Annotated in this window: 23 protein-coding genes; 11 read left to right on the top strand and 12 right to left on the bottom strand. The window is 64.0% G+C overall.

What is annotated here, in order from left to right:
• Positions 1 to 274 precede the first annotated feature (274 nt).
• The 10 genes from rpmG to IG197_RS02650 all read right to left on the bottom strand — a co-directional run bounded on the left by rpmG (position 275) and on the right by IG197_RS02650 (position 12,399).
• On the bottom strand, positions 275 to 442 hold the full coding sequence (gene rpmG, locus IG197_RS02695) for a 50S ribosomal protein L33 (protein ID WP_019173400.1): 168 nt from the start codon (positions 440 to 442) through the stop codon (positions 275 to 277).
• 117 nt (positions 443 to 559) lie between these two features.
• On the bottom strand, positions 560 to 1,702 hold the full coding sequence (locus IG197_RS02690; RefSeq protein ID WP_182573884.1) for an MFS transporter: 1,143 nt from the start codon (positions 1,700 to 1,702) through the stop codon (positions 560 to 562).
• 47 nt (positions 1,703 to 1,749) lie between these two features.
• Positions 1,750 to 2,490, bottom strand: a complete 741-nt coding sequence (locus IG197_RS02685) for an NUDIX hydrolase (RefSeq protein ID WP_067962500.1) — start codon at positions 2,488 to 2,490, stop codon at positions 1,750 to 1,752.
• A gap of 73 nt (positions 2,491 to 2,563) precedes the next feature.
• Positions 2,564 to 3,001: a DUF983 domain-containing protein gene (locus IG197_RS02680; RefSeq protein WP_067962496.1), complete on the bottom strand. Its 438-nt coding sequence runs from the start codon at positions 2,999 to 3,001 to the stop codon at positions 2,564 to 2,566.
• A gap of 2 nt (positions 3,002 to 3,003) precedes the next feature.
• A complete protein-coding gene (rnr, locus tag IG197_RS02675; protein ID WP_182573861.1) occupies positions 3,004 to 5,319 on the bottom strand; it encodes a ribonuclease R in 2,316 nt (771 codons plus the stop codon).
• A 6-nt stretch (positions 5,320 to 5,325) separates the two neighbouring features.
• Positions 5,326 to 7,938, bottom strand: a complete 2,613-nt coding sequence (gene topA, locus IG197_RS02670) for a type I DNA topoisomerase (protein WP_192316782.1) — start codon at positions 7,936 to 7,938, stop codon at positions 5,326 to 5,328.
• A 442-nt stretch (positions 7,939 to 8,380) separates the two neighbouring features.
• Complete coding sequence (dprA, locus tag IG197_RS02665) at positions 8,381 to 9,514, bottom strand: DNA-processing protein DprA (RefSeq protein WP_192316780.1); 1,134 nt, start codon at positions 9,512 to 9,514, stop codon at positions 8,381 to 8,383.
• Positions 9,511 to 10,122: a glycerol-3-phosphate 1-O-acyltransferase PlsY gene (gene plsY / locus IG197_RS02660; protein ID WP_192316778.1), complete on the bottom strand. Its 612-nt coding sequence runs from the start codon at positions 10,120 to 10,122 to the stop codon at positions 9,511 to 9,513. Before plsY ends, dprA begins: the two co-directional genes overlap by 4 nt.
• Before the next feature lie 28 nt (positions 10,123 to 10,150).
• Positions 10,151 to 11,437 carry a dihydroorotase gene (locus tag IG197_RS02655; protein WP_192316776.1) on the bottom strand — a complete coding sequence of 429 codons (1,287 nt, stop codon included), beginning with the start codon at positions 11,435 to 11,437 and terminating at the stop codon, positions 10,151 to 10,153.
• A complete protein-coding gene (locus tag IG197_RS02650; RefSeq protein WP_192316774.1) occupies positions 11,434 to 12,399 on the bottom strand; it encodes an aspartate carbamoyltransferase catalytic subunit in 966 nt (321 codons plus the stop codon). The genes IG197_RS02655 and IG197_RS02650 overlap by 4 nt, the downstream gene beginning before the upstream one ends.
• A 184-nt stretch (positions 12,400 to 12,583) precedes the next feature.
• On the opposite strand from IG197_RS02650, the gene IG197_RS02645 reads away from it, so the two are divergent.
• On the top strand, positions 12,584 to 14,212 hold the full coding sequence (locus tag IG197_RS02645) for an acyl-CoA dehydrogenase family protein (RefSeq protein ID WP_182573865.1): 1,629 nt from the start codon (positions 12,584 to 12,586) through the stop codon (positions 14,210 to 14,212).
• A gap of 193 nt (positions 14,213 to 14,405) precedes the next feature.
• Positions 14,406 to 14,741, top strand: coding sequence for a DUF6105 family protein (locus IG197_RS02640; protein ID WP_192316772.1), 336 nt, complete (start codon positions 14,406 to 14,408; stop codon positions 14,739 to 14,741).
• On the opposite strand, the gene ruvX is transcribed toward IG197_RS02640, so the two are convergent.
• Positions 14,680 to 15,165, bottom strand: coding sequence for a Holliday junction resolvase RuvX (gene ruvX, locus IG197_RS02635; RefSeq protein WP_067962477.1), 486 nt, complete (start codon positions 15,163 to 15,165; stop codon positions 14,680 to 14,682). The genes IG197_RS02640 and ruvX overlap by 62 nt on opposite strands.
• Before the next feature lie 146 nt (positions 15,166 to 15,311).
• Here ruvX and IG197_RS02630 point away from each other — a divergent pair, with 146 nt between their 5' ends.
• The 6 genes from IG197_RS02630 to IG197_RS02605 all read left to right on the top strand — a co-directional run bounded on the left by IG197_RS02630 (position 15,312) and on the right by IG197_RS02605 (position 19,622).
• A complete protein-coding gene (locus IG197_RS02630; protein ID WP_192316770.1) occupies positions 15,312 to 16,019 on the top strand; it encodes a metal-dependent hydrolase in 708 nt (235 codons plus the stop codon).
• A gap of 23 nt (positions 16,020 to 16,042) precedes the next feature.
• Positions 16,043 to 16,273, top strand: a complete 231-nt coding sequence (locus IG197_RS36770) for an Imm27 family immunity protein (RefSeq protein WP_371746570.1) — start codon at positions 16,043 to 16,045, stop codon at positions 16,271 to 16,273.
• Positions 16,270 to 16,686: a hypothetical protein gene (locus IG197_RS02620; protein WP_246765288.1), complete on the top strand. Its 417-nt coding sequence runs from the start codon at positions 16,270 to 16,272 to the stop codon at positions 16,684 to 16,686. Before IG197_RS36770 ends, IG197_RS02620 begins: the two co-directional genes overlap by 4 nt.
• Positions 16,687 to 16,769: 83 nt before the next feature.
• Positions 16,770 to 17,057, top strand: a complete 288-nt coding sequence (gene gatC / locus IG197_RS02615; protein WP_067962472.1) for an Asp-tRNA(Asn)/Glu-tRNA(Gln) amidotransferase subunit GatC — start codon at positions 16,770 to 16,772, stop codon at positions 17,055 to 17,057.
• Between the two features lie 69 nt (positions 17,058 to 17,126).
• Positions 17,127 to 18,692, top strand: a complete 1,566-nt coding sequence (locus IG197_RS02610) for an amidase (RefSeq protein WP_192316766.1) — start codon at positions 17,127 to 17,129, stop codon at positions 18,690 to 18,692.
• A 132-nt stretch (positions 18,693 to 18,824) separates the two neighbouring features.
• Entirely contained in the window at positions 18,825 to 19,622 is a 798-nt protein-coding gene (locus tag IG197_RS02605; RefSeq protein WP_192316764.1) for a YdcF family protein, read from the top strand.
• Here IG197_RS02605 and IG197_RS02600 read toward each other — a convergent pair.
• Complete coding sequence (locus IG197_RS02600; protein WP_192316762.1) at positions 19,571 to 20,308, bottom strand: DUF599 domain-containing protein; 738 nt, start codon at positions 20,306 to 20,308, stop codon at positions 19,571 to 19,573. The two genes, IG197_RS02605 and IG197_RS02600, sit on opposite strands and share 52 nt — an antisense overlap.
• Before the next feature lie 158 nt (positions 20,309 to 20,466).
• Between IG197_RS02600 and IG197_RS02595 the strand changes: the two genes are divergently transcribed.
• The 3 genes from IG197_RS02595 (at position 20,467) to IG197_RS02585 (ending at position 22,874) form a co-directional block, all read left to right on the top strand.
• A complete protein-coding gene (locus tag IG197_RS02595; protein WP_192320038.1) occupies positions 20,467 to 20,742 on the top strand; it encodes a hypothetical protein in 276 nt (91 codons plus the stop codon).
• A gap of 200 nt (positions 20,743 to 20,942) precedes the next feature.
• Positions 20,943 to 22,346: an L-serine ammonia-lyase gene (locus IG197_RS02590; protein WP_154386047.1), complete on the top strand. Its 1,404-nt coding sequence runs from the start codon at positions 20,943 to 20,945 to the stop codon at positions 22,344 to 22,346.
• Between the two features lie 90 nt (positions 22,347 to 22,436).
• Positions 22,437 to 22,874 (top strand): DUF1489 family protein, encoded by a 438-nt coding sequence (locus IG197_RS02585; protein WP_154386046.1) that lies wholly within the window; start codon positions 22,437 to 22,439, stop codon positions 22,872 to 22,874.
• The last annotated feature ends 36 nt before the right edge of the window (positions 22,875 to 22,910 follow it).

Genomic DNA, 22,910 nt, shown 5'->3' with positions numbered 1-22,910 from the left:
AGCCCTATCGATACCCCATGATGCTCAGGTCCGCCGCATCTCCTGGGTCCGTGGGGTCGGCCGGCCGGCACTGGCACATAGTGGCCTCCTCGTACCGCTGCCAGACGCCGACCGGCCCCCTATCTCGAAATCATCCCGTTTTGACTGAGTATGGGGCAGGCGGCTTTCCGCGTGCCCTTCGATGCGTTGGCGCAAGCCGCCGTGCGGTAGACAGTCCTGAAAACGAAAACGCCGCCCGATGGGCGGCGTTTTGGAATTCCTGGAGGCAACCAGATTACTTGATCTTGGTTTCCTTGAATTCGACGTGCTTCTTCGCAACCGGGTCGTACTTGCGGAACGACAGCTTTTCCGTCTTCGTGCGGCTGTTCTTGCTCGTCACGTAGAAGAAACCGGTGTCGGCGGTCGACAGAAGCTTGATCTTGATGTTTGCAGCCTTGGCCATGATTCTCGTCCGTTAATCGTCTGGAGTTGCACCCGCCTCAGGACGGGAAAACAACCCGGACGCGGAAAACCTGCGGGACACATAAAGAACGCGCCCGGAAAGTCAAGCCTTGGAGCGCTATCGGCTCGCTTTCGCGGCAATTCGGCCCAGTCCGATGGCGATGTAGCCGCCGAAGAACACCGCCAGCGCCCAGCCGAATCCGTTCGGGCCGAAGACGTCCATGAAGATGCCGATCACCTGCGGCCCAAGGATCATGCCGAGGCCGTAGCAGAAGATGAAGGCGGCGTTGGCCGAGGCCAAGTCGCGGCCTGATAGCTGTGCGCCGAGATGCGCGAGGCCGACGGTGTAGAGTGCCGCCACCACGCCGCCCCAGACAAACAGCATGCCCGCCATCAGGTGCCAGTTGATGGTCAACAACGGCATCGCCAGCGTTCCGCCCAGACCGACGAGGGCGCAGATGAGCAGCAGGATGCGGCGATCGCCGATGCGGTCGCTCAGCATGCCGATCGGAATCTGCAGCAGGAAATTGCCGAGCCCGATCATGGTCAGCAGCATCGCTGCCTCGCCCTCGCTGTAGCCGATGCGCTGGCCGTAGATCGGGAAGAGGGCGAAGCCGCCTGTTTCCACCGCACCGAAGACGAGAACGGCGGCGGTCGCTGTCGGCACGATCCAGATGTAGCGGAAGAAGCCACCCTTGCCGCCTTCGGAGACGATCCTGGGGCTTTCGCTGCGCGCCAGCAAGACGGGAATCGCGGCGATCATGACGAAGGCGAAGGTCAGGCCGAACGGCAGGAAGCCGCTGCTGCCGATCTGCGAGAACAGCCATGGGCCGGCGGCGAAGCCGAGCGAAAGCACGGTGGCATAGATGCCGAGCACCAGGCCGCGCCGATGTGGCGGAGCACAGGTGCTGATCCAGAATTCCGACAGGATGAACAGCACCGTCAGCGCGAAATGCAGCACGGCCCGCAACGGAAACCACATCCAGAAGGACTGGGCGAAATAGAAGCCGACGAAGGCCACGGCGCCGGCGAGAATCATCGCCAGCATCGTCCAGACGACGCCGAAGCGCATGGCGATCGGCGTCGCCAGCGGGGCGGCGGCAATCGAGGCGATGCCGGCGACCGCCGTGTTGAGGCCGATCATCGAGGAGGAATAGCCGCGCGATTCGAGAATCACGCTCAACAGCGGTATGCCCAGCCCAATGGCGATGCCGACGACGCTGATCGAGGCAATGGCCGCTGAAATCGCGCGCCAGTGCACGCGTTCGACGTTTTCAGCCTCCTGAACGGTATCGGTCATGCAAAGCCCTACAGGATGTCGCGGCGGAAGTGTTGGGCGAGCATGCGGTAGAATGGCACCTCGCCACCCGGCTGGAGTCCGGGATCGACAGCTAGCCGCTGCCTCAGGTCGCCAAGCACCGACTGGGTGATCGCCGGAATGTCGGCCTGCATGGCATCTGCCAAGGGCAACCAGATCAGTTCCTCGAGCTCGTTTGTCGGTCCGCCCTGAGGCAACTCGACCGCGACGTCGCTGCGCCAGGCGGAGAGGAAGCGTGTGTCGAAACGCCTGACCCGGCCGGGAGGGGTCACCGCGCGCGCGATGAAGCGCAGGCAGCCGAGCGCAGGCGCGACGCCATGCTCGGCAAAGCCTTGCCAGTCGGCCTTGGTGGTCGAGAACGGGCCGCGCCGGCCGATCAGAAGCCCTGCTTCTTCGTAGGTTTCGCGAACAGCCGAAAGCGCAATCGCCCGGGCGCGCGCGACGCTGACCCGGCCGGTGCCGGCGCGCAGCTTGTCCTGCTCGTCGGGATGGAGCTCTTCGGCCACCTTGATGCGGCTGTCTGCCGGGTCGGTGCGGCCACCGGGAAAGACGAACTTTCCGGGCATGAAGGCATGCTTCATGTGGCGCCGGCCCATCAGCACCAGCACGTCGTCGCCCTTGCGGTCGAGCAGGATCAACGTCGCCGCGTCGCGCGGACGCAATGGGGCTGGTCCTTTGGCCATTTCCCTGGCTTCGAGCCTGTCGAGGTCTGCTTTGCTAATGCCATCCATCGCGGCTGTCCTAACGGAATGTCGGGTTGGACGGAAGCACTTGCTTGCTCTCGGGCATTGCGCCAGCGCGGGTTCAGGCCTCGGGATGCGTTTCGATCACGTCTTCTTCGCCGCCGAAGCCGTGCATGTAGAGCGCCCATTGCATGCCGACCACGGCGCCCTTCATCGGGCGCAGCAGCGCGAGCGCGGAAACGATGGTCAGCGGTACCCAGATCAGCAGATGCTGCCATAGGGCCAGCTTGCTGGTCGCCTCGACGCCCATGAAGGCGCCGACGACGATGTGGCCGACGATGACAACCACGAGATAGGCGGGTAGGTCGTCGGCGCGATGATGGAAAATCTCCTCGTGGCAGACTTCGCATCTGTCGACAGTCTTGACGAACGACGCAAACAGCCGGCCCTGGCCGCAGTTCGGGCACTTGCAGAGCAGGCCCCGCTTGATCGCTTGCCAGACCGGCCGAGGTTCACGCGCAACCTTGTGGTGGTTGCCGCCGAATACCTGCTCTTCCATCGTCATCTCCTGCCGCGAGGTCCTCGCCGTGGCTGGGAGGCGCGGGCACGCGTTCGTTGCCCCTTGGTCTTGTGGAAGGACCGCTTGGAACCGGGCAGGGGCTTCGGTTCGGTCAGCATCTCGAAGCGCATGGCACCCGCCAGCGGCGCGATCTCGACCAGCTTGACCTCGACGCGATCGGCGAGCTGATAGCCCTTGCCGGAGCGTTCGCCGAACAGGGCGCGGGCTGCTTCGTCGAAATGGTAATAGTCGTCACCTAGCGATGACACCGGGATGAAACCATCCGCGCCATATTGCGGCAATTGGACAAATAGTCCCGCCTTGACGACGCCGGAAATGCGCGCCTCGAATGTCTCGTCGACGCGCTCGGCCAGGAAACCCGCGACCAGCCTGTCGACGGTCTCGCGCTCTGCCGCCATGGCGCGGCGTTCCGTCTGCGAGATCAGCCCGGCGGTCTCTTCCAGCCGCGCTTCCTCCTGGGGCGTCAGGCCGCCGGCACCGAGGCCGAGCGACCCAATCAGCGCGCGATGCACGATGAGGTCGGCATAACGGCGGATCGGCGAGGTGAAATGCGCGTAGCGGCGCAAATTGAGGCCGAAGTGACCGATATTGTCGGGATTGTATTCGGCCTGGCTCTGCGAACGCAGCACCACCTCGTTGACGAGCTGCTCATTGTCGCCGCCGCGCACCTGCTCGAGGATGCCGTTGAACTGGCTTGGACGCATCGCGGCCCCACGCGCCAGCGACAGGCCGATCGTCTGCAGGAACTCGCGCAGCGATTCCTGCTTGGCCAGCGAAGGGCCGTCATGGATGCGGTAGACGAGCTTCTGCTTCTTGTTCTCCAGCGTCTCGGCAGCCGCGACGTTCGCCTGGATCATGAACTCTTCGATCAGCTTGTGGGCGTCGAGGCGATCGGGAACGATGACGCGGTCCACCGTGCCGTCCGGCTTGAGCAGGATCTTGCGTTCGGGCAGGTCGAGTTCGAGCGGCTGGCGACTGTCGCGGCCGCGCTTGAGCACGTCATAGGCGGCCCATAACGGCTTGAGGACGGTCTCCAGGATCGGCCCGGTCTTCTCATCCGGGATGCCATCGATGGCGGCTTGCGCCTGCGGATAGGCGAGGCGGGCCGAAGACCGCATCATGATGCGGTGGAACGCGTGCCTGATCTTGCGGCCCTCGGCCGAAAACGTCATGCGCACGGCCAGCGCCGGGCGGTCGACACCTTCGCGCAGCGAGCACAGATCGTTGGAGATGCGCTCGGGCAGCATCGGCACGACGCGGTCGGGGAAGTAGACCGAGTTGCCGCGCTTCAGTGCCTCGTTGTCGAGCGCCGTGCCCGGACGGACATAGGCTGCCACGTCGGCGATAGCGACGGTGACGATGAAGCCGCCGGGGTTCTTCTCGTCGCTGTCGGCGACGGCATAGACGGCGTCGTCGTGATCCTTGGCGTCGGCGGGGTCGATGGTGACCAACGGCAGCTCGCGCCAGTCCTCGCGCTTACCGTCTAGCGTCGCCGGTTTCACGGCCTCGGCTTCGGCGATCACGTCGGCGGGGAATATGTGGGGAATGTCGTGGGCATGGATGGCGATCATCGAGACCGCCTTCTCATTGGTCAACGAACCCAGTACCGAGACCACCTTGGCGCGCGGCAGGCCGTAACGGCTGGCCCGTTCCGGCACCACTTCGACCAGATCGCCGTCCTTGGCGCCGTTGTGGTGGTCCTTGTCGATCACCAGCTCGGGCTGGCGGCGTTCAACCGGCTCGATGCGGAAGCTGCCGTCCTTGAGGATGCGGAAAATGCCGAGCGCCGTGTCGGCGCGCTTCTCGAACATCTTCATCACGCGGGCGGTGTAGGCCGGCTCGTTGTCGTCGATATGATCGTCGACGGGGAAGGTCTTGGCCAGCACGCGGTCGCCGACGCCGGGCACAGGTCCATTGCCGCTGCGCGACAGCTTGATGGCCACGATCGGGCCGTCAGGCTGTTCGGAGGCGCGGGCCAAAAGCGTGCCTTCGGCGTCGCGGCCAAAAATGTCGAGCACGGCGACATGCGGCAACGCGCCGGCGCGGGTCAGGCGCTTGCGGCTCTTTTCCAGCAGGCCTTCGTCCTGCAACTCGCGCAGCAGGTGCTTCAGCCATATGCGGTCGTCGTTCTTGAGCGCAAAGGCCTTGGCGATGTCGCGCTTGCCGCTGCGGTCAGGATTCTCGGCGATGTAGCGCAGAATCTCGTCCCGCGACGGCCGGTAGACGTCCTTGCCACGGACCTCGTCGCTTGCGGCGCGTCTGGTGCCGGCATTTCGTCCGGAAATCTTTCGCGCCACGGTCGCCTAGTCCTTCTTCTTGGCCTTGCTGGCGGCCGCTTTCTTGGTTGTGCTGGCCGCCGGCTTCTTGGCGGCTCGGGCAGGCTTCTTGGCGCCACCGCCTTTCGCCTCTTTTTCGGCTATCAGCGCGAGTGCCGTTTCCATCGTCACCGTGGCCGGATCGGTGTTCTTCGGCAAGGTAGCATTGACCTTGCCGAAATTGACATAGGCGCCGTACTTGCCGTCGCGCACGGTGACGTTGCCGCCTCCGGCGGGGTGTTCGCCGAGATCCTTCAACGCCGCCGGCGTACCGCCGCCGCGTCCGCCCTTGCCCTTGGCCTGCTTTTCGGCAAGCACCGTGACCGCGCGGTTGAGGCCGATCGAGAACACGTCCTCGATGCTTTCGAGATTGGCATAAGCACCGTCATGCAGCACGAACGGGCCGTAGCGGCCAAGCCCGGCCGAGATCATCTTGCCCGTCTCTGGGTGCTGGCCGACATCGCGTGGCAGTGCCAGCAAGGCGAGCGCCTTTTCGTGATCGATGGACGCAGCCGCCCAGCCCTTGGGCAGGCTGGAGCGCTTGGCGTCCTTGCCATCACCGCGCTGGATGTAGGGGCCGAAGCGGCCGCTGCGCAGCGTGATCTCTTCATTGGTGTAGGGATCGCTGCCCAGAACCTTGGTGCCGTCTTCGAGGCCGCCATTGTCGCCGTTGCCGCCGGGGCCGTCGAGCTGGCGGGTGAAGCCGCATTCGGGATAGTTGGAGCAGCCGACGAAGGCGCCGTACTTGCCGAGCTTGAGCGACAGGTTGCCGTTGCCGCATTTCGGGCAGATACGCGGGTTCGATCCGTCCTCGCGTTCCGGGAAGACCAGTGGCGCGAGTTCCTCGTTCAGCGCGTCGAGCACGTTGGTGACGCGCAGTTCCTTGATCTCGTCGACCGCACCCGAGAAGTCCTTCCAGAAATCGGCCAACACGTCGCGCCAGGCGAGCTTGCCGTCCGAGACTTCATCGAGCTTTTCCTCGAGCGAGGCGGTGAAGTCGTACTCGACATAGTGCCGGAAGAAACTCTCCATGAAGGCCGTGACCAGCCGGCCCTTGGCCTGGGGCACGAGCTTGCGGTTCTCGATCTTCACATAGTCGCGGTCCTCAAGCGTCTTGAGCGTGGCGACATAGGTCGAGGGCCGGCCGATGCCGAGCTCTTCCATCTTCTTGATGAAGCTGGCTTCGGAGTAGCGGGGCGGCGGCTCAGTGGTGTGATGGCTGGCGTCGACGCTCTCGCGCTTCAGCGTTTCGTCGGCGCGGATCTCGGGCAGGCGACGGCTTTCCTCGTCTTCCGAATCCTCGTCCTTCTGCTCGGTATAAGCGGCGATGAAGCCGTCGAAACGGGTGACCGAACCGACGGCGCGCAGGCCGGCGATTCTTGACCCGTTGCGCGCCTCGATCTCGACCGTGGTGCGCTCGATCTCGGCCGGCTGCATCTGGCTGGCAATGGCGCGCTTCCAGATCATCTCATAGAGCCGGGCCTGGTCGGCATCGAGGAATTTGCGCATCTCTGCCGGCGTGCGATTGAAGTCGGTCGGCCGAATGGCTTCGTGCGCTTCCTGGGCGTTCTTGGCCTTGGTGGTGTACTGGCGCGCCTTTTCGGGCAGGTACTTTGTGCCGAATTCCTTGGCGATGGCATTGCGTGCGGCTTCGATCGCCTCCGGCGCCATCTGGACGCCGTCGGTACGCATATAGGTGATCAGGCCGGCGGTCTCGCCACCGATCTCCATGCCTTCATAGAGGCGCTGGGCGACCTGCATGGTGCGGCTTGCCGAGAAGCCGAGGCGCGACGACGCAGCCTGCTGCAAGGTCGAGGTGGTGAAGGGCGCGCTCGGGTTGCGCCGGGTCGGCTTGGCCTCGACCGACAGCGTCTTGAAGCTTGCGCCATCGAGCATCGCCTTGATGTCATCGGCCATGGCCTGCGACGAGATGTCGAGCTTCTGCAGCTTCTTGCCGTCGAAGGCGGTCAGCCTGGCTTCAAAGTTTTCGGCACGCGGCGTGCCGAGGATGGCGGCGATCTGCCAGTATTCCTCACGCACGAAACGTTCGATCTCGGCTTCGCGGTCGCAGACGAAGCGCAAGGCCACCGACTGCACGCGGCCAGCCGAACGGGCGCCGGGCAGTTTGCGCCACAGCACAGGCGACAGGGTGAAGCCGACAAGATAGTCGAGCGCGCGGCGCGCCAGATAGGCATCGACCAGCGGCGGGTCAATTTCGCGCGGGTTGGAGATGGCTTCGAGCACGGCCTGCTTGGTGATCGAGTTGAAGGCGACGCGCTTGATCGTCTTGTCCTTCAGCACGCGCTTCTGCTTCAGCACCTCGAGCACGTGCCAGGCAATGGCCTCACCTTCGCGATCCGGATCGGTTGCGAGGATCAGGCCGTCGGCTTCCTTGACCGCCTTGGCGATATCGCTGAGCCGCTTGGCCGATGCGGTGTCGACCGACCAGGACATGGCAAAATCGTCTTCCGGCTTCACCGAGCCGTCCTTGGCCGGCAAATCGCGGACATGGCCGAACGAGGCGAGAACCTTGTAGTTCCGGCCCAGGTACTTGTTGATGCTTTTCACCTTGTTCGGTGACTCGACGACAACGACGTCCATATGTGGCTGATTTTCCAGTGAAGCGCCCAAACAACGGCAAACGGCGCGTGGCGAAGATTTTCAATTCGCTCGTCACATGGCCGCGCTTTTCGGTCCGGTCAAGGGGAAGGGGGCAAAAACGACGGTGAAGAACCGGATTGCAATCCTGAGTATATTAATTCGTCTGATTGCAATCGTTGATAGATTTGTCGCATGTCCACCATCGTCGGTTGAGCCGGCTATTGGCGTTGAAATCGGCCTTGGTCACGCGACTCACGCGGGGCGCCAGAGGGCCCACTTCCGGACAAGCAGGCACCTGCGCAAAGGCGGGCCAAAACTCTTGATTCCATACTGTCGATGCCTGGCCAGCTCGGCATCCTGGTCGACGCCTCGCGGCATACCCGCTTGTCTGATCGACATGGCCTATGTCGAAGCCGCCGGTGTCGTCCCCGGCGAGCGCCCGTCACATGTCGGGCTCAACGAGCGAAACACGCCCGCCTGAATGGCGCTCGAGCCGACCGGCGAGGTCGAGCTCCAGAAGGATCATGAAGATCTGCGCCGCATGAAGCCCGGTGTGGCGGATCAATTCATCGACCTCGACGGGAACCGGGCCGAGCGCCTCGATCACCCGGGCGCGGTCGCCGTCGACGGGTGGCGGCGTCGCGGTGAAATCAGGCGGTTCCTCGAGTCTGGCCGGTGCAAAAGGCTGGCGTCCAACCAGCGGCGCCAGAGCTTCCAGCACGTCGGCAGCCTCTGTCACCAGCGTCGCGCCGTCCTTGAGCAGGCCGTTGCTGCCGGCGGCGCGCGGGTCGAGCGGCGAGCCGGGTACGGCGAAGACCAGGCGTCCCATCTCGCCGGCAAGCCGCGCGCTGATCAGCGAACCCGAACGTTGAGCCGCCTCGACGACGACAAGTCCGAGCGAAAGGCCGGCGACGATGCGATTGCGACGCGGAAAGTCCTGGGCGCGTGGCTCCCAGCCGAACGGCATTTCGGAGACGATGGCGCCGCGTTCGGCGATCTCGTCGCAGAGGCCGACATTCTCGGGCGGGTAGGGGCGATCGATGCCGCCGGCCAGGACACCGACCGTGCCTGTGTCGAGGCTGCCCTGATGGGCCGCGGTGTCGATGCCGCGGGCCAGTCCCGAGATCACGCCATAGCCGTTGCGACCAAGCTCCGAGGCAAGCATGCGCGCCATCTTGATGCCGGCGAGCGAGGCGTTGCGCGCGCCGACGATGGCCACCGGCGGCAAGCCGAAGACGGCAGCGGTGCCCTTGACGGCGAGCAGCGGCGGTGGGTTGTCCATGCGCGTGAGCGTCTGCGGGTAGTCGTGCTCGCCAAGCGCAACGAAGCGCGCGCCGCATCTGCGCGCCAGCTGCATCTCCGCCTCTGCCTCGGCCATCGAGGGAACCCGAACCGGACGGTTTGCGCCGCCGGCCATCATGATTTCGGGCAGCATCTCAATTGCCGTTTCGGCGGATCCGAAGCGGTTGATCAGGTCGCGAAAACTTGCGGGGCCGACATTTGGCGTACGGATCAGGCGCAGCCAATGAAGCCGCTGCCGGTCGCTGAGATGCGGCCCGGCGGCGGCGCGGGTCATCCCTTGGACCCGATCCGCGATTCAGTGCCGGCAAGCAGACGCGAGATGTTGGCGCGGTGGCGGATGAAGACGATCAGGCTCATCAGGGCCAGCAGGCCGGCGGCCTTGGGCATGTCGATCATATAAAGAGCAATCGGCACGACGATGGCGGCGGTCAGCGCGGCGAGCGACGAGTAGCGGCTGACGAAGGCGACGAGCAGCCAGGTAACGGCGAAGGCAAGCGCGCCGAGCCCCGACAGGCCGAACAGCACGCCGAGATAGGTGGCGACGCCCTTGCCGCCCTTGAAGCCGAGCCAGATCGGATAGAGATGTCCGACAAAGGCGCCGAGGCCGGCCGCAAGGGCCGCGTCGTGGCTCCAACGCGAAGCGACAAGCACAGCCACCGTGCCCTTGAGCGCGTCGAGCAGCAGCGTTGCTGCCGCCAGCTTCTTGTTGCCGGTGCGCAGCACATTGGTGGCGCCGATATTGCCGGAGCCGATCTTGCGCACGTCGCCGAGGCCGGCAGCGCGGGTCAGCAGCAGGCCGAACGGAATCGAGCCGAGGGCATAGCCGAATACGGCGGCCGCGATGAGCACGTGCATGGCCGTCGGAAAAATGTCATCCGGCATCAAGGTCTGTGGTCTCCCCCGTGGCCTATCAGGCCGAAAACACTGTGCGTCCGCCGACCAAGGTTTTCAAGACCTTGCCTTGCAGCCTGGCGCCTTCGAAGCAGGTGTTCTTGGAGCGCGAGCGGATGTCGGCCTCGCGCACCAGCCACGGCTCGCCAAGATCGACAAGCGCCAAATCTGCAATCGAACCGGGCTTCAGCGTGCCGCCCGGCAGGCCGAACAGCTTTGCCGGGGCGGTCGAAAGTGCATCGATGATGCGCAGCAGCGACACTTCGCCATTGTGGTGCAGGCGCAAGGCCACGGCCAGCAGCGTCTCCAGGCCGATCGCGCCGACGGCTGCGTCTGCGAAGGGCAGGCGCTTGGTATCGACGTCCTGAGGGTCGTGCGAAGAAACGATCAGGTCGATGGTGCCGTCCTTCAACGCCTCGATCATGGCGATGCGGTCTTCCTCGGCGCGCAAGGGCGGTGCCAGCCGGAAGAAAGTGCGGTATTCGCCGACGTCGTTTTCGTTGAGCGACAGGCTGTTGATCGAGACGCCCGCTGTGACCTTGGCGCCGTCGGCCTTGGCGCGCGACACGGCACTTGCCGCCATCGCGGTCGAGATCTTTGCCGCGTGATATTTTCCGCGGGTCAGCCGGGCGAGCGCCAGGTCGCGCTCGAGCGGGATGGTCTCGGCCTCGCGCGGAATGCCTGAAAGACCGAGCCAGCTGGCATAAAGGCCTTCGTTCATAACGCCTGACGAGGCGAGGTCGGCGTCCTGCGTTTCATGCGCGATCACCGCGTCGAAGTCGCGGGCATAGGTCAGCGCCCGGCGCATCACCATCGAACTGGCGATGGTGTGGCGTCCGTCAGTGAAGGCGACGGCACCGGCTTCCCGCAGCAGGCCGAACTCGGTCATCTCATGGCCGTCGAGTCCCTTGGTGATGGCCGCCGCCGGGAAGATGTTGACGGATGCGGTTTCCTTGGCGGTGCGCAGAACGAACTCGACCAGCGCGACATTGTCGATGACCGGGTCGGTATCGGGCATCATGACGACTGACGTGACGCCGCCGGCTGCAGCGGCGATGCTTGCCGAGGCAATCGTCTCGCGATGTTCGCCGCCGGGTTCACCGATGAAGACGCGACCGTCGATCAGGCCGGGTATGATCGCCTTGCCGGTGCAGTCGATGACCTCGGCGCCGCCTGGTATGCCCTGGTTGAGCGCGTCTGCGCCTGCGGCGACGATCTTCTTGCCGTCGACGATGACGGTGCCGGTCTCATCGATGCCGCGCGAGGGGTCAATGAGGCGGGCGCGCTGGAAAACCGTGATGCTCATACGTTCTTTCCGTCGCGATTGCGGCGCGGGTCGAGCAGCGCTTCCATCACCGCCATGCGCACGGCGACGCCCATTTCCACCTGTTCCTGGATCACGCTCTGCGGGCCGTCGGCGATCTCCGAGGCGATTTCCACGCCGCGGTTCATCGGGCCGGGGTGCATTACCAGCGCGTCGGGCTTGGCCGCCTTCAGTTTCTCTGCGTCCAGTCCGTAGTATCGGAAGTACTCGCGTACCGACGGTACGAAGGCGCCGGCCATGCGCTCGCGCTGCAGGCGCAGCATCATCACCACGTCGGCGTCCTTGAGCCCCTCGGCCATCGATTGCGTCACCTCGACGCCCATCTGGGCAATGCCCGACGGCAGCAACGTCGAAGGAGCCACGACCTTGATGCGGGCGCCGAGCGCGTTGAGCAGCAGGATGTTGGAGCGGGCGACGCGCGAATGCAGGATGTCGCCGCAGATCGCCACCGTAAGATGAGCAATGCGGCCCTTGGCGCGGCGGATGGTCAGTGCGTCGAGCAACGCCTGCGTCGGGTGCTCATGCGCGCCGTCGCCGGCATTGACCACCGAGCAGCCAACCTTTTGCGCCAACAGTGCGGCGGCACCCGCCGACTGATGGCGAATGATCAGGATGTCGGGCCGCATCGCGTTCAGCGTCATCGCCGTGTCGATCAGCGTTTCGCCCTTCTTCACCGAAGAGCTCGCCACGGACATGTTCATCACGTCGGCGCCGAGGCGTTTTCCGGCGAGCTCGAACGACGATTGCGTGCGCGTCGAGGCTTCATAGAACAGATTGATCTGGGTTCTGCCCCGCAACGTCGAAGTCTTCTTCTCCGACTGACGCGAAATGGAGACGGCCGCGTCGGCGCGGTCGAGCAATATTTCGATGTCGAATGGAGAAAGGTCGCGGATGCCAAGAAGATGGCGGTGCGGGTAGGGCGGCAGGGACGATAGGTCTGTCATCTCAAGGCGCTGCTATAGGCTGTGCTTAGGTGACCCGCAAGCCGGCATTTCATCGATGAAAGTTCTCCCACGGGATTTTCGTCGCTTCCAAGCTGGGCCATAAGCTATCGATAAGCATTTCGGCTATAAAGCCGGCCATGGCTGCGGATTCGTGCCCGTCGCCCACACCGATGAAGGACAAGGCGTGACGCAGGACGTGCCGAACCAGCCCCCTCCGTTGACGGGCAGCAATGCCTGGCGCGGTGACCCGCTGCTGATCCAGATCGCGGAAGGCTTCTCCGATCCCGTGCGTCGTGACCTCGACGGGCTCGGCCGCTTCGTGCTGACCCATGAAGCCCAGGACCTGGCGCGGCTCGCCAACAGCGAAGTGCCGAAGCTCAGGACCCATGACCGCCAGGGCCGCCGTATCGATCAGGTCGAGTTCCATCCCGCCTATCACGCGCTGATGCGCCGCTCGATCGCGGGCGGCCTGCATTCCTCCGTCTGGGAGAATGGCGGCACCGAGACCGGCCGCCGCCACCAGGTGCGCGCGGCGCGCTTTTATCTGACAGCACAACTCGAATGCGGGCATCTGTGCCCGATCACCATGACCAATGCCTCGCTTGCTGCCTTGATGGCGAGCCCGAAGCTGTTTCGCGAATGGGCACCGCGTGTCACCACGCGCAAATATGACCAGGCGCAGAAGCCGCCGGTCGAAAAGACCGGGCTGACGCTCGGCATGGGCATGACCGAGAAGCAGGGCGGCACCGACGTGCGCGCCAACACCACCAAGGCCGAACGCGCCGGCGGCAGCTTCTACCGGTTGACCGGCCACAAATGGTTCATGTCGGCGCCGATGTCCGACGCCTTCCTGATGTTGGCGCAGGCGCCCGAAGGGCTGTCATGCTTCCTCGTTCCGCGCATATTGAGCGACGGCTCGGCCAACGGGCTGCAGTTCCAGCGCTTGAAGGACAAGCTCGGCAACCGCTCGAATGCCTCGTCGGAAGTCGAAATCCAGGGCGCCATCGGTGACCTCGTCGGCGAACCGGGCGGCGGCATCAAGACGATCATGGACATGGTGACGCTGACGCGACTCGACTGCGCCGTCGCCTCCTCGGCGATCATGCGGGCAGGGCTTGCGGAAGCCGTCCATCATACCCGTCACCGCCAGGTGTTCGGTGCCAATCTTGTCGATCAGCCCCTGATGCAGCGCGTGCTGGCCGACATGGCGCTTGATGTCGCCGGCGCGACCGCGCTCGCCTTCCGCCTGGCACGTTCCTTTGACGAAGCGGCATCGGATCGCGGCGAGGCGGCCTTTGCCCGCGCCATGACGCCCGTCGTCAAATACTGGGTCTGCAAGATCGCGCCGGCGCTGCTCTACGAGGCGATGGAGTGCCTCGGCGGCAACGGCTATGTCGAGGAAGCGCCGCTGGCCCGCTATTATCGTGAGGCGCCGGTCAACGCGATCTGGGAGGGCTCGGGCAATGTCATGGCGCTCGACGTGCTGCGCGTTCTGCAGCGCGCGCCTGGCCTGTTCGAGGATGTACTGGCTACACTTGAGCGCGACCTTGGGCCCGGCGGACGCAGTGTGCTCGGCGTGCTCCGCGCAGCCATGCAGGTGGCTTCGTCGGACGAGGGCTCGGCACGCATCCTGACCGAACAACTGGCGATCTCGGCGGCCGCTGCCGAACTGCGCCGCATGGGGGCAGGGCGGATCGCCGACGCCTTCATCGAGACCCGTCTCGCCGGCCAGTGGCGCGGCACCTACGGCATGCTCGACGCGCGCCACGATTCGCGCCTGATCATCGATACGCTCTATCCACAGGTGGGCTGACACGTTCCGGGTCACAGGCCGTCCCATTTTCGGACGGCTGAGGCCAAATTAACCTTAACAAATGGTTTACGTTGCGCGTCGCAGGCGCAGGGCCCACTGTCTTTTGCAAAGAAGCAGGAATCCCGATGCCGGTCCTTTCGAACCAGTTCCAGGGCGATGAAGCCGCCAGACCGCCGGCCAGAGGTAGCGTCTGATGCGCTATATTTTCGCCGTTTGGGCTGCGCCGCTGGTCCTGTTCTGGGGCTGGTACTTCCTGTCGATCAACGACCTCCATTTCGGTTACCCGATCCTGAGCCGCGCCCTGAACCTGGCGATCTTCGACCTCTATGGCGAATTGCTCGGCGTCGAAGCGGCCAAGATTCCGTGGATGATCGGCAAGGCCTGCATCATCGACACATTCATCCTTTTGGGAATCTGGGCGTTCCGCCGCCGCAAGCTGATTGCCGAGAAGGTGAGGGGCTGGCGCTCTAATCCCCAGCCGGAGATGCGTCGAGTGTCTGAAGCCGGTCGAGTACACCCTGCAGAATAAAGGCGGCGGCGGCCGAATCGATGCGGCCGTCACGCTTCTTGCGCGAGACGTCCATCTCGATCAGCGCGCGTTCGGCGGCGACCGTCGACAGCCGCTCATCCCAGAACAGGAACGGCAGGTCGGTCAGGTTGGCTGCGTTGCGCACGAAGGCGCGCGACTTCTGGGCGCGTGGCCCCTCGGAGCCATCCATGTTGATCGGCAGGCCGATGACGATCGCACCGGTGTTCTCCTTCGCCAGCATGGCAAGCAAGGCGGCCACGTCGAGCGTGAATTTCTTGCGGATGATGACTTGGCGCGGATGCGAGAAGGAGAGGCCGCGATCGGAGACAGCAACGCCGATCGTCTTGTCGCCGAGGTCGAGCCCGGCTAGCGTCTTTCCGCCGGCCAGCAGCCCGGGCAGTTGTTCAATCGTAACGATGGCCAAGCGGCTTTCCTCTATGAATTGCCGGATGCGTGCGCCCGGACGGGCAGCGCAGGTCCTAACACCTTGAATTTACGTATCGGCCTCTTTGAAAGGGGCTTCGTGCGTTCTATCCTTTGGCCGACGAAATGACGAGGAGTGCCGAAACGATGAAGCTGACCTGGTATGGACATTCGGCATTCCGGATTGAAGTCGCTGGCGCTACCATTCTGATCGACCCGTTCCTGACCGGCAATCCGTCATGGGGACAGTCCTGGGAGCAGGCCGCAGAGGGCGTCACCCATGTGCTTCTGACGCACGGCCATGACGACCATATCGGCGATGCCGCAGCGATCCTGAAGAAGACCGGCGCCATGCTCGTCGCCAATTTCGAGATCTGCATGTATCTCGTCGGCCAGGGTGTCGGCGACAAGCAGATCAATCCCGGCAACATCGGCGGCACCGTCGATTGCGGCAGCTTCACTACCACCTTCGTTGCTGCGCTGCATTCGTCGTCGGTCAGCGGGCCGAATGGCGGCAACGTCTATCTCGGCAATCCCGGCGGCCTGGTGCTGCATTTCGCCGAGGAGCGCACGCTTTATCACATGGGCGATACCGACATCTTCTCCGACATGGCGCTGATCAACGAACTGCACGAACCGGCCATCGGCATCGTACCGATCGGCGACCGCTTCACCATGGGCGGTGCTGTGGCGGCCCTTGCCTGCCGGCGTTTCTTCAAGTTCGAAACGGTGGTGCCATGCCACTTCGCCAGCTTCCCGATCATCGACCAGACGGCGGAACAGTTCGTCGCCGGGCTCGAAGGCTCTGGTGTCGAGGTGGTGTTGCCCAGGGTTGGCGTGGCGACTGACATTTGAGCTGGCTGTGCCGTGGCGTCAACGTGGTGGGGCCAACTGTGGAAGGCGAAGTGGAATGTCGCGGCGCCGAGGCGATCGAGCGCACAAGGCGGTTGAGATTGCTCAAGACGGACCCAGAAAACTGGACGAATGAGTATGTTGACGACAAGTCAGGTGACGTCTGGTTGTTGGACTATCCTGACCCTGAAACGCATGGCGGTGGCCCGCCGAGAATACGGAAGATTCGCCCTAAAGGTAGCGGAGACCGGCAATGAAGATCTGGCGCATTCTAGCAGTGTCCTGGTTGGCAGCGTTCGGCACCTCGGCCCATGCCGTCGACTTCATCAAGGGCGTCTATCTTCAGTCCGAGGAGCTCTGCGCCCAGGCCAAGAAGGATTCGCTGCAGTCGGTCATCGACGCCGGCAGCCTTGTCCTGTCGGCGGACGGGCTCGAAAGCGTCGAATACAATTGCGAGTTTCTCAATGTCACCCGGGCGACGCGGGCGCCTGCATGGGCGGTGACCGCCGTGTGCCAGGAGCCCGGGCATCTGTTCCCAGACACGCTCTCCATCCTCGAACTCAGCCCGACGCAACTCGAGCTCGTTTCGGTGCGCCAGGTCGATCCCGAGGGCGGCCAGACCGACAATGGCGGCACCTACGTGCTGTGCGATGGCGTCGCCATGCCATGAGCATGATCATCGATGTTGCACCGCGCGCGCCGCGCCGTTATAGCCCGACCTGACCAAATTTACCGGCTTTCCGGAGTTTTTCGATGTCCGTTGATCTCAAGACCGTCAAGCGCGTCGCGCATCTCGCCCGTATCGCCGTGAGCGAGGACGATGCCCAGCGCATGACCGGCGAATTGAACGCTATCCTCGGCTTCGTCGAGCAGCTCAACGAGGTCGACGTCACGGGCGTCGAGCCAATGACGTCGGTCACGCCGATGGAGATGAAGAAGCGCGTCGATGCCGTCACCGACGGCAACAAGGCGGCCGACATCGTCGCCAACGCGCCTGCCACCGACGAGAATTTCTTCCTTGTGCCGAAAGTGGTGGAATAGGCCCTGCCGGCCAGTCCGTCGTCTCATCAAAAGCAGCTTTCGGCTGCGTGACCCCGAAGTGAATTCGCCATGACCGACCTGACCAGACTGACGATTGCCGAAGCGCGCGAGAAGCTGCGCGGCAAGGATATCACCGCCACGGAGCTGACCGACGCCTACGTCAAGGCGATCGATCAGGCCAACGCGACCTTCAACGCCTATGTCGCCACCACGCCTGACAAGGCGCGCGAGATGGCCAAGGCGTCCGACGCCAGGCTCGCCAGGGGCGACGGCGGTGCGCTCGAGGGCATTCCGCTCGGCATCAAGGATCTGTTCGCCACCGAAGGCGTGCATACCCAGGCCTGCAGCCATGTGCTGGACGGTTTCGAGCCGCGCTACGAATCGACGGTGACGGCCAATCTGTGGGCCGACGGTGCTGTCATGCTCGGCAAGCTCAACATGGACGAGTTCGCCATGGGCTCGTCCAACGAGACCTCCTATTACGGTCCAGTGATCAACCCGTGGCGGCGGTCGCGCACCGAGACGGTGGTGATGCCGACAACCCATCAAGGCGATGGCGGCTTCGTTGCATCAGGTGGCGCAAAGACCGCGCGTGTCTATGACAACATGCAACTTGTGCCAGGCGGCTCCTCGGGTGGCTCTGCGGCAGCCGTTTCGGCCTTCCTCTGCGCCGGTGCGACGGCCACCGACACGGGCGGCTCGATCCGCCAGCCGGCGGCCTTTACCGGCACTGTCGGCATCAAGCCGACCTATGGCCGTGTTTCGCGCTGGGGCACCGTTGCCTTCGCCTCGTCGCTCGACCAGGCCGGTCCGATCGCCCGCGACGTGCGCGACGCTGCGATCCTGCTCAAGTCGATGGCCTCCGTCGATGCCAAGGACACCACTTCGGTCGACCTGCCGGTGCCGAACTACGAAGCGGCGATCGGCAAATCGGTCAAGGGCATGAAGATCGGCATTCCCAAGGAATACCGCGTCGACGGCATGCCCGAGGACATCGAGGCACTTTGGCAGAAGGGCATTGCCTGGCTCAGGGATGCCGGCGCCGAGATCGTCGATATCTCGCTGCCGCATACCAAATACGCGCTGCCGGCCTATTACATCGTGGCGCCTGCCGAAGCGTCGTCGAACCTCGCTCGCTATGACGGCGTCCGCTACGGCCTGCGCGTGCCGGGCAAGGACATCATAGAGATGTACGAGAACACTCGCGCCGCCGGCTTCGGCCGCGAGGTCAAGCGCCGCATCATGATCGGCACCTATGTGCTGTCGGCCGGCTATTACGACGCCTACTACCTCCAGGCGCAGAAGGTGCGCACGCTGATCAAGCGCGACTTCGAACTGGCGTTTGCTGCCGGCGTCGATGTCATCCTGACGCCGGCAACGCCTTCGGCCGCGTTCGGCGTCGCCGACGAGGACATGGCCGCCGATCCGGTCAAGATGTATCTCAACGACATCTTCACGGTGACTGTGAACATGGCCGGCCTGCCTGGCATCGCCGTCCCCGCCGGCCTCGACGGCCACGGCCTGCCGCTCGGCCTGCAACTGATCGGGCGCCCGTTTGACGAAGAGACGCTGTTCCAGACCGCTCATGTCATCGAGCAGGCCGCTGGCCGTTTCCAGCCGGACAAATGGTGGTAGGCGTATAGCGCCTATCAGCCGAAGCCGGGCACGTGTCAGCTGTCCAGTCGAGCAAGTCCGGGGTCGTACTTTGCGGACTGACATAGTAGTGGATTGGAGGGGGCTCCATTCCAGTACGGACGGCATATCGGTTTGTTCTTCTATCTCTCCAAGATCTTCTGGTTCTTCGCCCAGCCGCTCAATTTCGCAATCTTCCTGCTTGCGGCCGGGCTCGTTGCCAGCTTCTTCGGGCGCCGGCGCCTCTTCCGCATTGCGACTTTCGCCTCGCTGATGATTCTGGCCCTCGCGACCTGGACCTCGCTTGGCTCGCTGATGCTCAATCCGTTGGAAGAGCGGTTCCAGCGACCAGTCCAGCCGGCCAGGGTCGACGGCATCATCGTGCTCGGTGGCGGCTTCGAGGGCGCGATCAATCTGGTGCGGGGCGGCTATGAGCTCAACAGCGGTGGCGACCGCATGGTCGAGACGGCGATCCTTGCCAGGCGCTATCCCGATGCGAAGGTCGTCATTTCAGGCGGCACAGGAACGCTGGTACTCGAAGGCGAAGGCGATGCCGACACGGCGCCGCGCCTGCTCGAAGCGCTCGGGGTGGCGCGCGACAGGCTGATTCTCGAAAACCGTTCGCGGAACACTTACGAAAATGCGCTGTTCTCCAAGGAGATGGTGACGCCAAAGCCTGGCGAGACCTGGCTGCTGGTCACCTCGGCCTTCCACATGCCGCGTTCGATGGCGCTGTTTGCCAAGGCCGGTTTCGATGTCACCGCCTGGCCTGTCGACTACCGGACATCGGGCGAAGAGGGCGTCGGCCTGTTCACCGACAATCCGGCCGATTCGCTCCAGAACACGACCATGGCGATGCGTGAGTGGATCGGCCTTCTCGCCTACTGGCTGTCGGGACGGATCGACGATCCGTTCCCAGGTCCGAAATCCTGAACCAGCACCGCCTTGCGAGCCTCGGAAAAGAACTGGCGTCTGATCAGCACCGCGAGCAGCACCACTGTGGTGACGAAGAAGACGCGCGCGTCGACGAACCAGCCGAGATAGCCGATCGAGAAAAACACGCCGCGCAGGCCGGCGTTGAAATGCTTGCCGGCCAGCTGGTTCATCCGGGTCGCCCGCATGACTGCGACGTCGATCGCCGCGTTGGGCTCGCTGCCGGGGCTGAGCTGGGGAACGGCGCCGATCAGGATCGAGCAGTAGTTGAACAGCCGGTAGGCCCAGCCGAACTTGAAGAACGAATAGGCCAGGATGACGATCAGGCCGATGACCTTGATCTCGAACAGTGGCCGTGCGGTGGCGCCTGCAAGCGGCACGTCGCTCAAGATGGCCAGAACGCGATCGGAGGCGCCAAGCAGGGCAAAGCAGCCGCCGACGGCAATCAGCGAGCTGGAGGCGAAAAAGGCGGTGCCTTGCTGCAGCCCGTTCATGATTGAGGTGTCGACGATCCTGACCTCGCGCCGAGCCATCGTCGCCATCCAGGCGGCACGTTGGGCGTTCATCGCCCGCGTCAGCGACAGGCGCGTGACAATATGGCCTTCGGCGCCAAGGGCATGAAATACCCAGCCGGCGAGGAAGAACGCCAGTGCCGCGATGTCGAGAGCGCCCAATGGGCCGGTCATGGAAACGGAATCGTTGATCATCCAGTGCAGGCTAGCATGTGCGCCGCACCTATTTCGAGATCATCTGCCTGCCACGGCAGTGTCACAGGTGTTTAGAAAGCGTGAATCGTGAATTCGGCATAAGTGCCTGATTTGATTAAAAATGGATTGATGGCCGCATGGCTGCCATGCAGATTTCGCCATGCTTTGGCCATTTTTTGCAATTGCGAAGGCGCGCGCAAAGGCGTATCCAGCAGGCAACTCGGCCGCGTGCTGAGGCGGACCCACCGCCCGCTGAACGAACCACAAGGATCTTGCTAAACATCATGGATGACGGCGTTCAGAAATCCTGCTGGGGCCTTACGGCCAAGGCAGTGATTGGCTTTGCAGGTTTTCTTCTTATTGCCTGGCTGGTGAGCGGTGCCGAAACGGCAGCTGTCGTGGCCGCCGGCTGATCGAAAATCGCCAGGATTGGATACAAAAAGCGCGGCTGGGCCGCGCTTTTTTGCTATATGGCCTTGCGTTGTCAGGCGGTTTTTTCAAATGTCGCGCGCTGAGCAAACCACGTCGGATCGCGCCTAGCCACAGACGTGAAAAGGGCGGAATGATCGTATACATACGCGACATGAGCCGCCGACGTCGCAGGGAGTGAGATTTGTTTCTTTCGGTATTCGACCTGTTCAAGATCGGCATTGGTCCGTCGAGCTCGCACACGATGGGGCCGATGACGGCGGCCGCGCGTTTTCTTGACGAGATCCTCACCGGCGACTGGCCGCGCCCGGCCGGCGCCAAGGTCGACCGCGTCGGCGCCAGTCTGCACGGTTCGCTCGCCTATACCGGCGTCGGCCACGGAACCGACCGCGCCGTCATGCTCGGCCTCTACGGGCTGACCCCTGTCACCGTCGACCCGGACCAGACGGACGGCATCGTCGAGCAGATCTCGCGCGACAAGCGTGTGTCGCCGGAGGGCCATCCGTCCTATCGCTTCGATCCGGGCATCGATCTTGTGCTCGACAAGAAGACGCCACTGCTCGGCCACGCCAATGGCATGGCGTTTTACGCTTATGACGCGAGCGACCGCCTGCTGCTCAAGCGCATCTATTACTCCATCGGCGGCGGCTTCGTCGTTTCAGAGGAAGAGCTGCAGCGCATGAAGGCCAAGACCGCGGCTCCGGCGGCGGGCAAGCGTGTGCCCTATCCGTTTGCGAATGCCGTCGAGATGCTGGCTATGGCGTCGCGGAGCGGGCTCTCCATTGCCGAGATGAAGCGCGCCAATGAAGAAATCCACATGCAGCGCGCCGATCTCGATGCCGGTCTTGATGCCGTCTGGGACGCAATGAGCCGCTGTATCGACCGTGGCCTGTCGCAGGACGGTATCATGCCGGGCGGCCTCAAGGTTCGTCGTCGCGCCCGCCAGCTGCACGACAAGCTGCAGGAGCAGTGGAGCCAGAACCGGCCCAACCCGCTGCTTGCCAATGACTGGCTGTCGATCTACGCCATGGCCGTCAACGAAGAGAATGCCGCCGGCGGCCGTGTCGTTACGGCGCCCACCAACGGTGCTGCCGGCACGCTGCCGGCCGTCCTGCGCTACTGGCTGCATTTCCATGTCGAGGCGGACAAGGACAGCATCCGCGACTTCCTGCTGACTGCAGCCGCCGTGGGCGGCATCATCAAGACCAACGCCTCCATTTCCGGCGCCGAGGTCGGCTGCCAGGGCGAGGTCGGCTCGGCGTCGGCGATGGCGGCGGCCGGGCTGTGCGCCGTCATGGGCGGTACACCCGAGCAGGTCGAGAACGCCGCCGAGATCGCGCTCGAACACCATCTCGGCATGACCTGCGATCCCGTCGGCGGCCTTGTCCAGGTGCCGTGCATCGAGCGCAACGCGCTCGGCGCGGTCAAGGCGGTCACCGCGGCCTCGCTCGCCATCAAGGGCGACGGCAAGCATTTCGTGCCGCTCGACGCCGCCATCGAGACGATGCGCCAGACCGGCATGGACATGAGCGAGAAGTACAAGGAAACCAGCCTTGGCGGTCTCGCGGTCAACGTGGTCGAGTGCTGAAGGTGTCCGACGGGATGGCCCAACGGGCCAACCTGTGCAAAACCACTGACGGCGTTGAATGCGTCTGACGGAGACGCTAGTTTTCAGCCCATGTCACTGAACATGCTAAAGCTCTGCGTCGGCTGCGACAGCGTCGAGGATCTCGAGGAATGGATCGCCTTCCGCTTGGACGAGCGCAGGCGCAATGGCGAGCCGGTGGAGCAGTTCCACACCACGCGCATGGTGCCGACCCGCGGTGCCGAACTGACGTCGGGTGGCTCGCTCTATTGGGTTATCAAGGGCAACGTTCAGTGCCGCCAGCGCTTGCTGGAAATCCGGCCCTTCACCGATGCAGAAGGCATTGGTCGTTGCCATCTCATTCTCGAGCCGACCGTTGTGCGCACCGACTGGCAGCCGCGCCGCGCCTTCCAGGGCTGGCGCTACCTCAAGCCGGTAGATGCGCCGGCCGATCTCGGCCAGGGCAATGCAGCGCTGGCCGAAATGCCGCCAAAGCTGCGGCTCGAACTTGCCGAGCTCGGGCTACTCTAGCTCGGGTGCCGAAGCCCGCAACGACGGGCTTGCAAG

Source organism: Aminobacter sp. SR38 (genome assembly GCF_014843375.1).
GTDB lineage: Bacteria > Pseudomonadota > Alphaproteobacteria > Rhizobiales > Rhizobiaceae > Aminobacter > Aminobacter ciceronei.
Note: the sequence above shows the minus strand (reverse complement) of the source record. Positions and strands in the feature narration are given on the sequence as shown.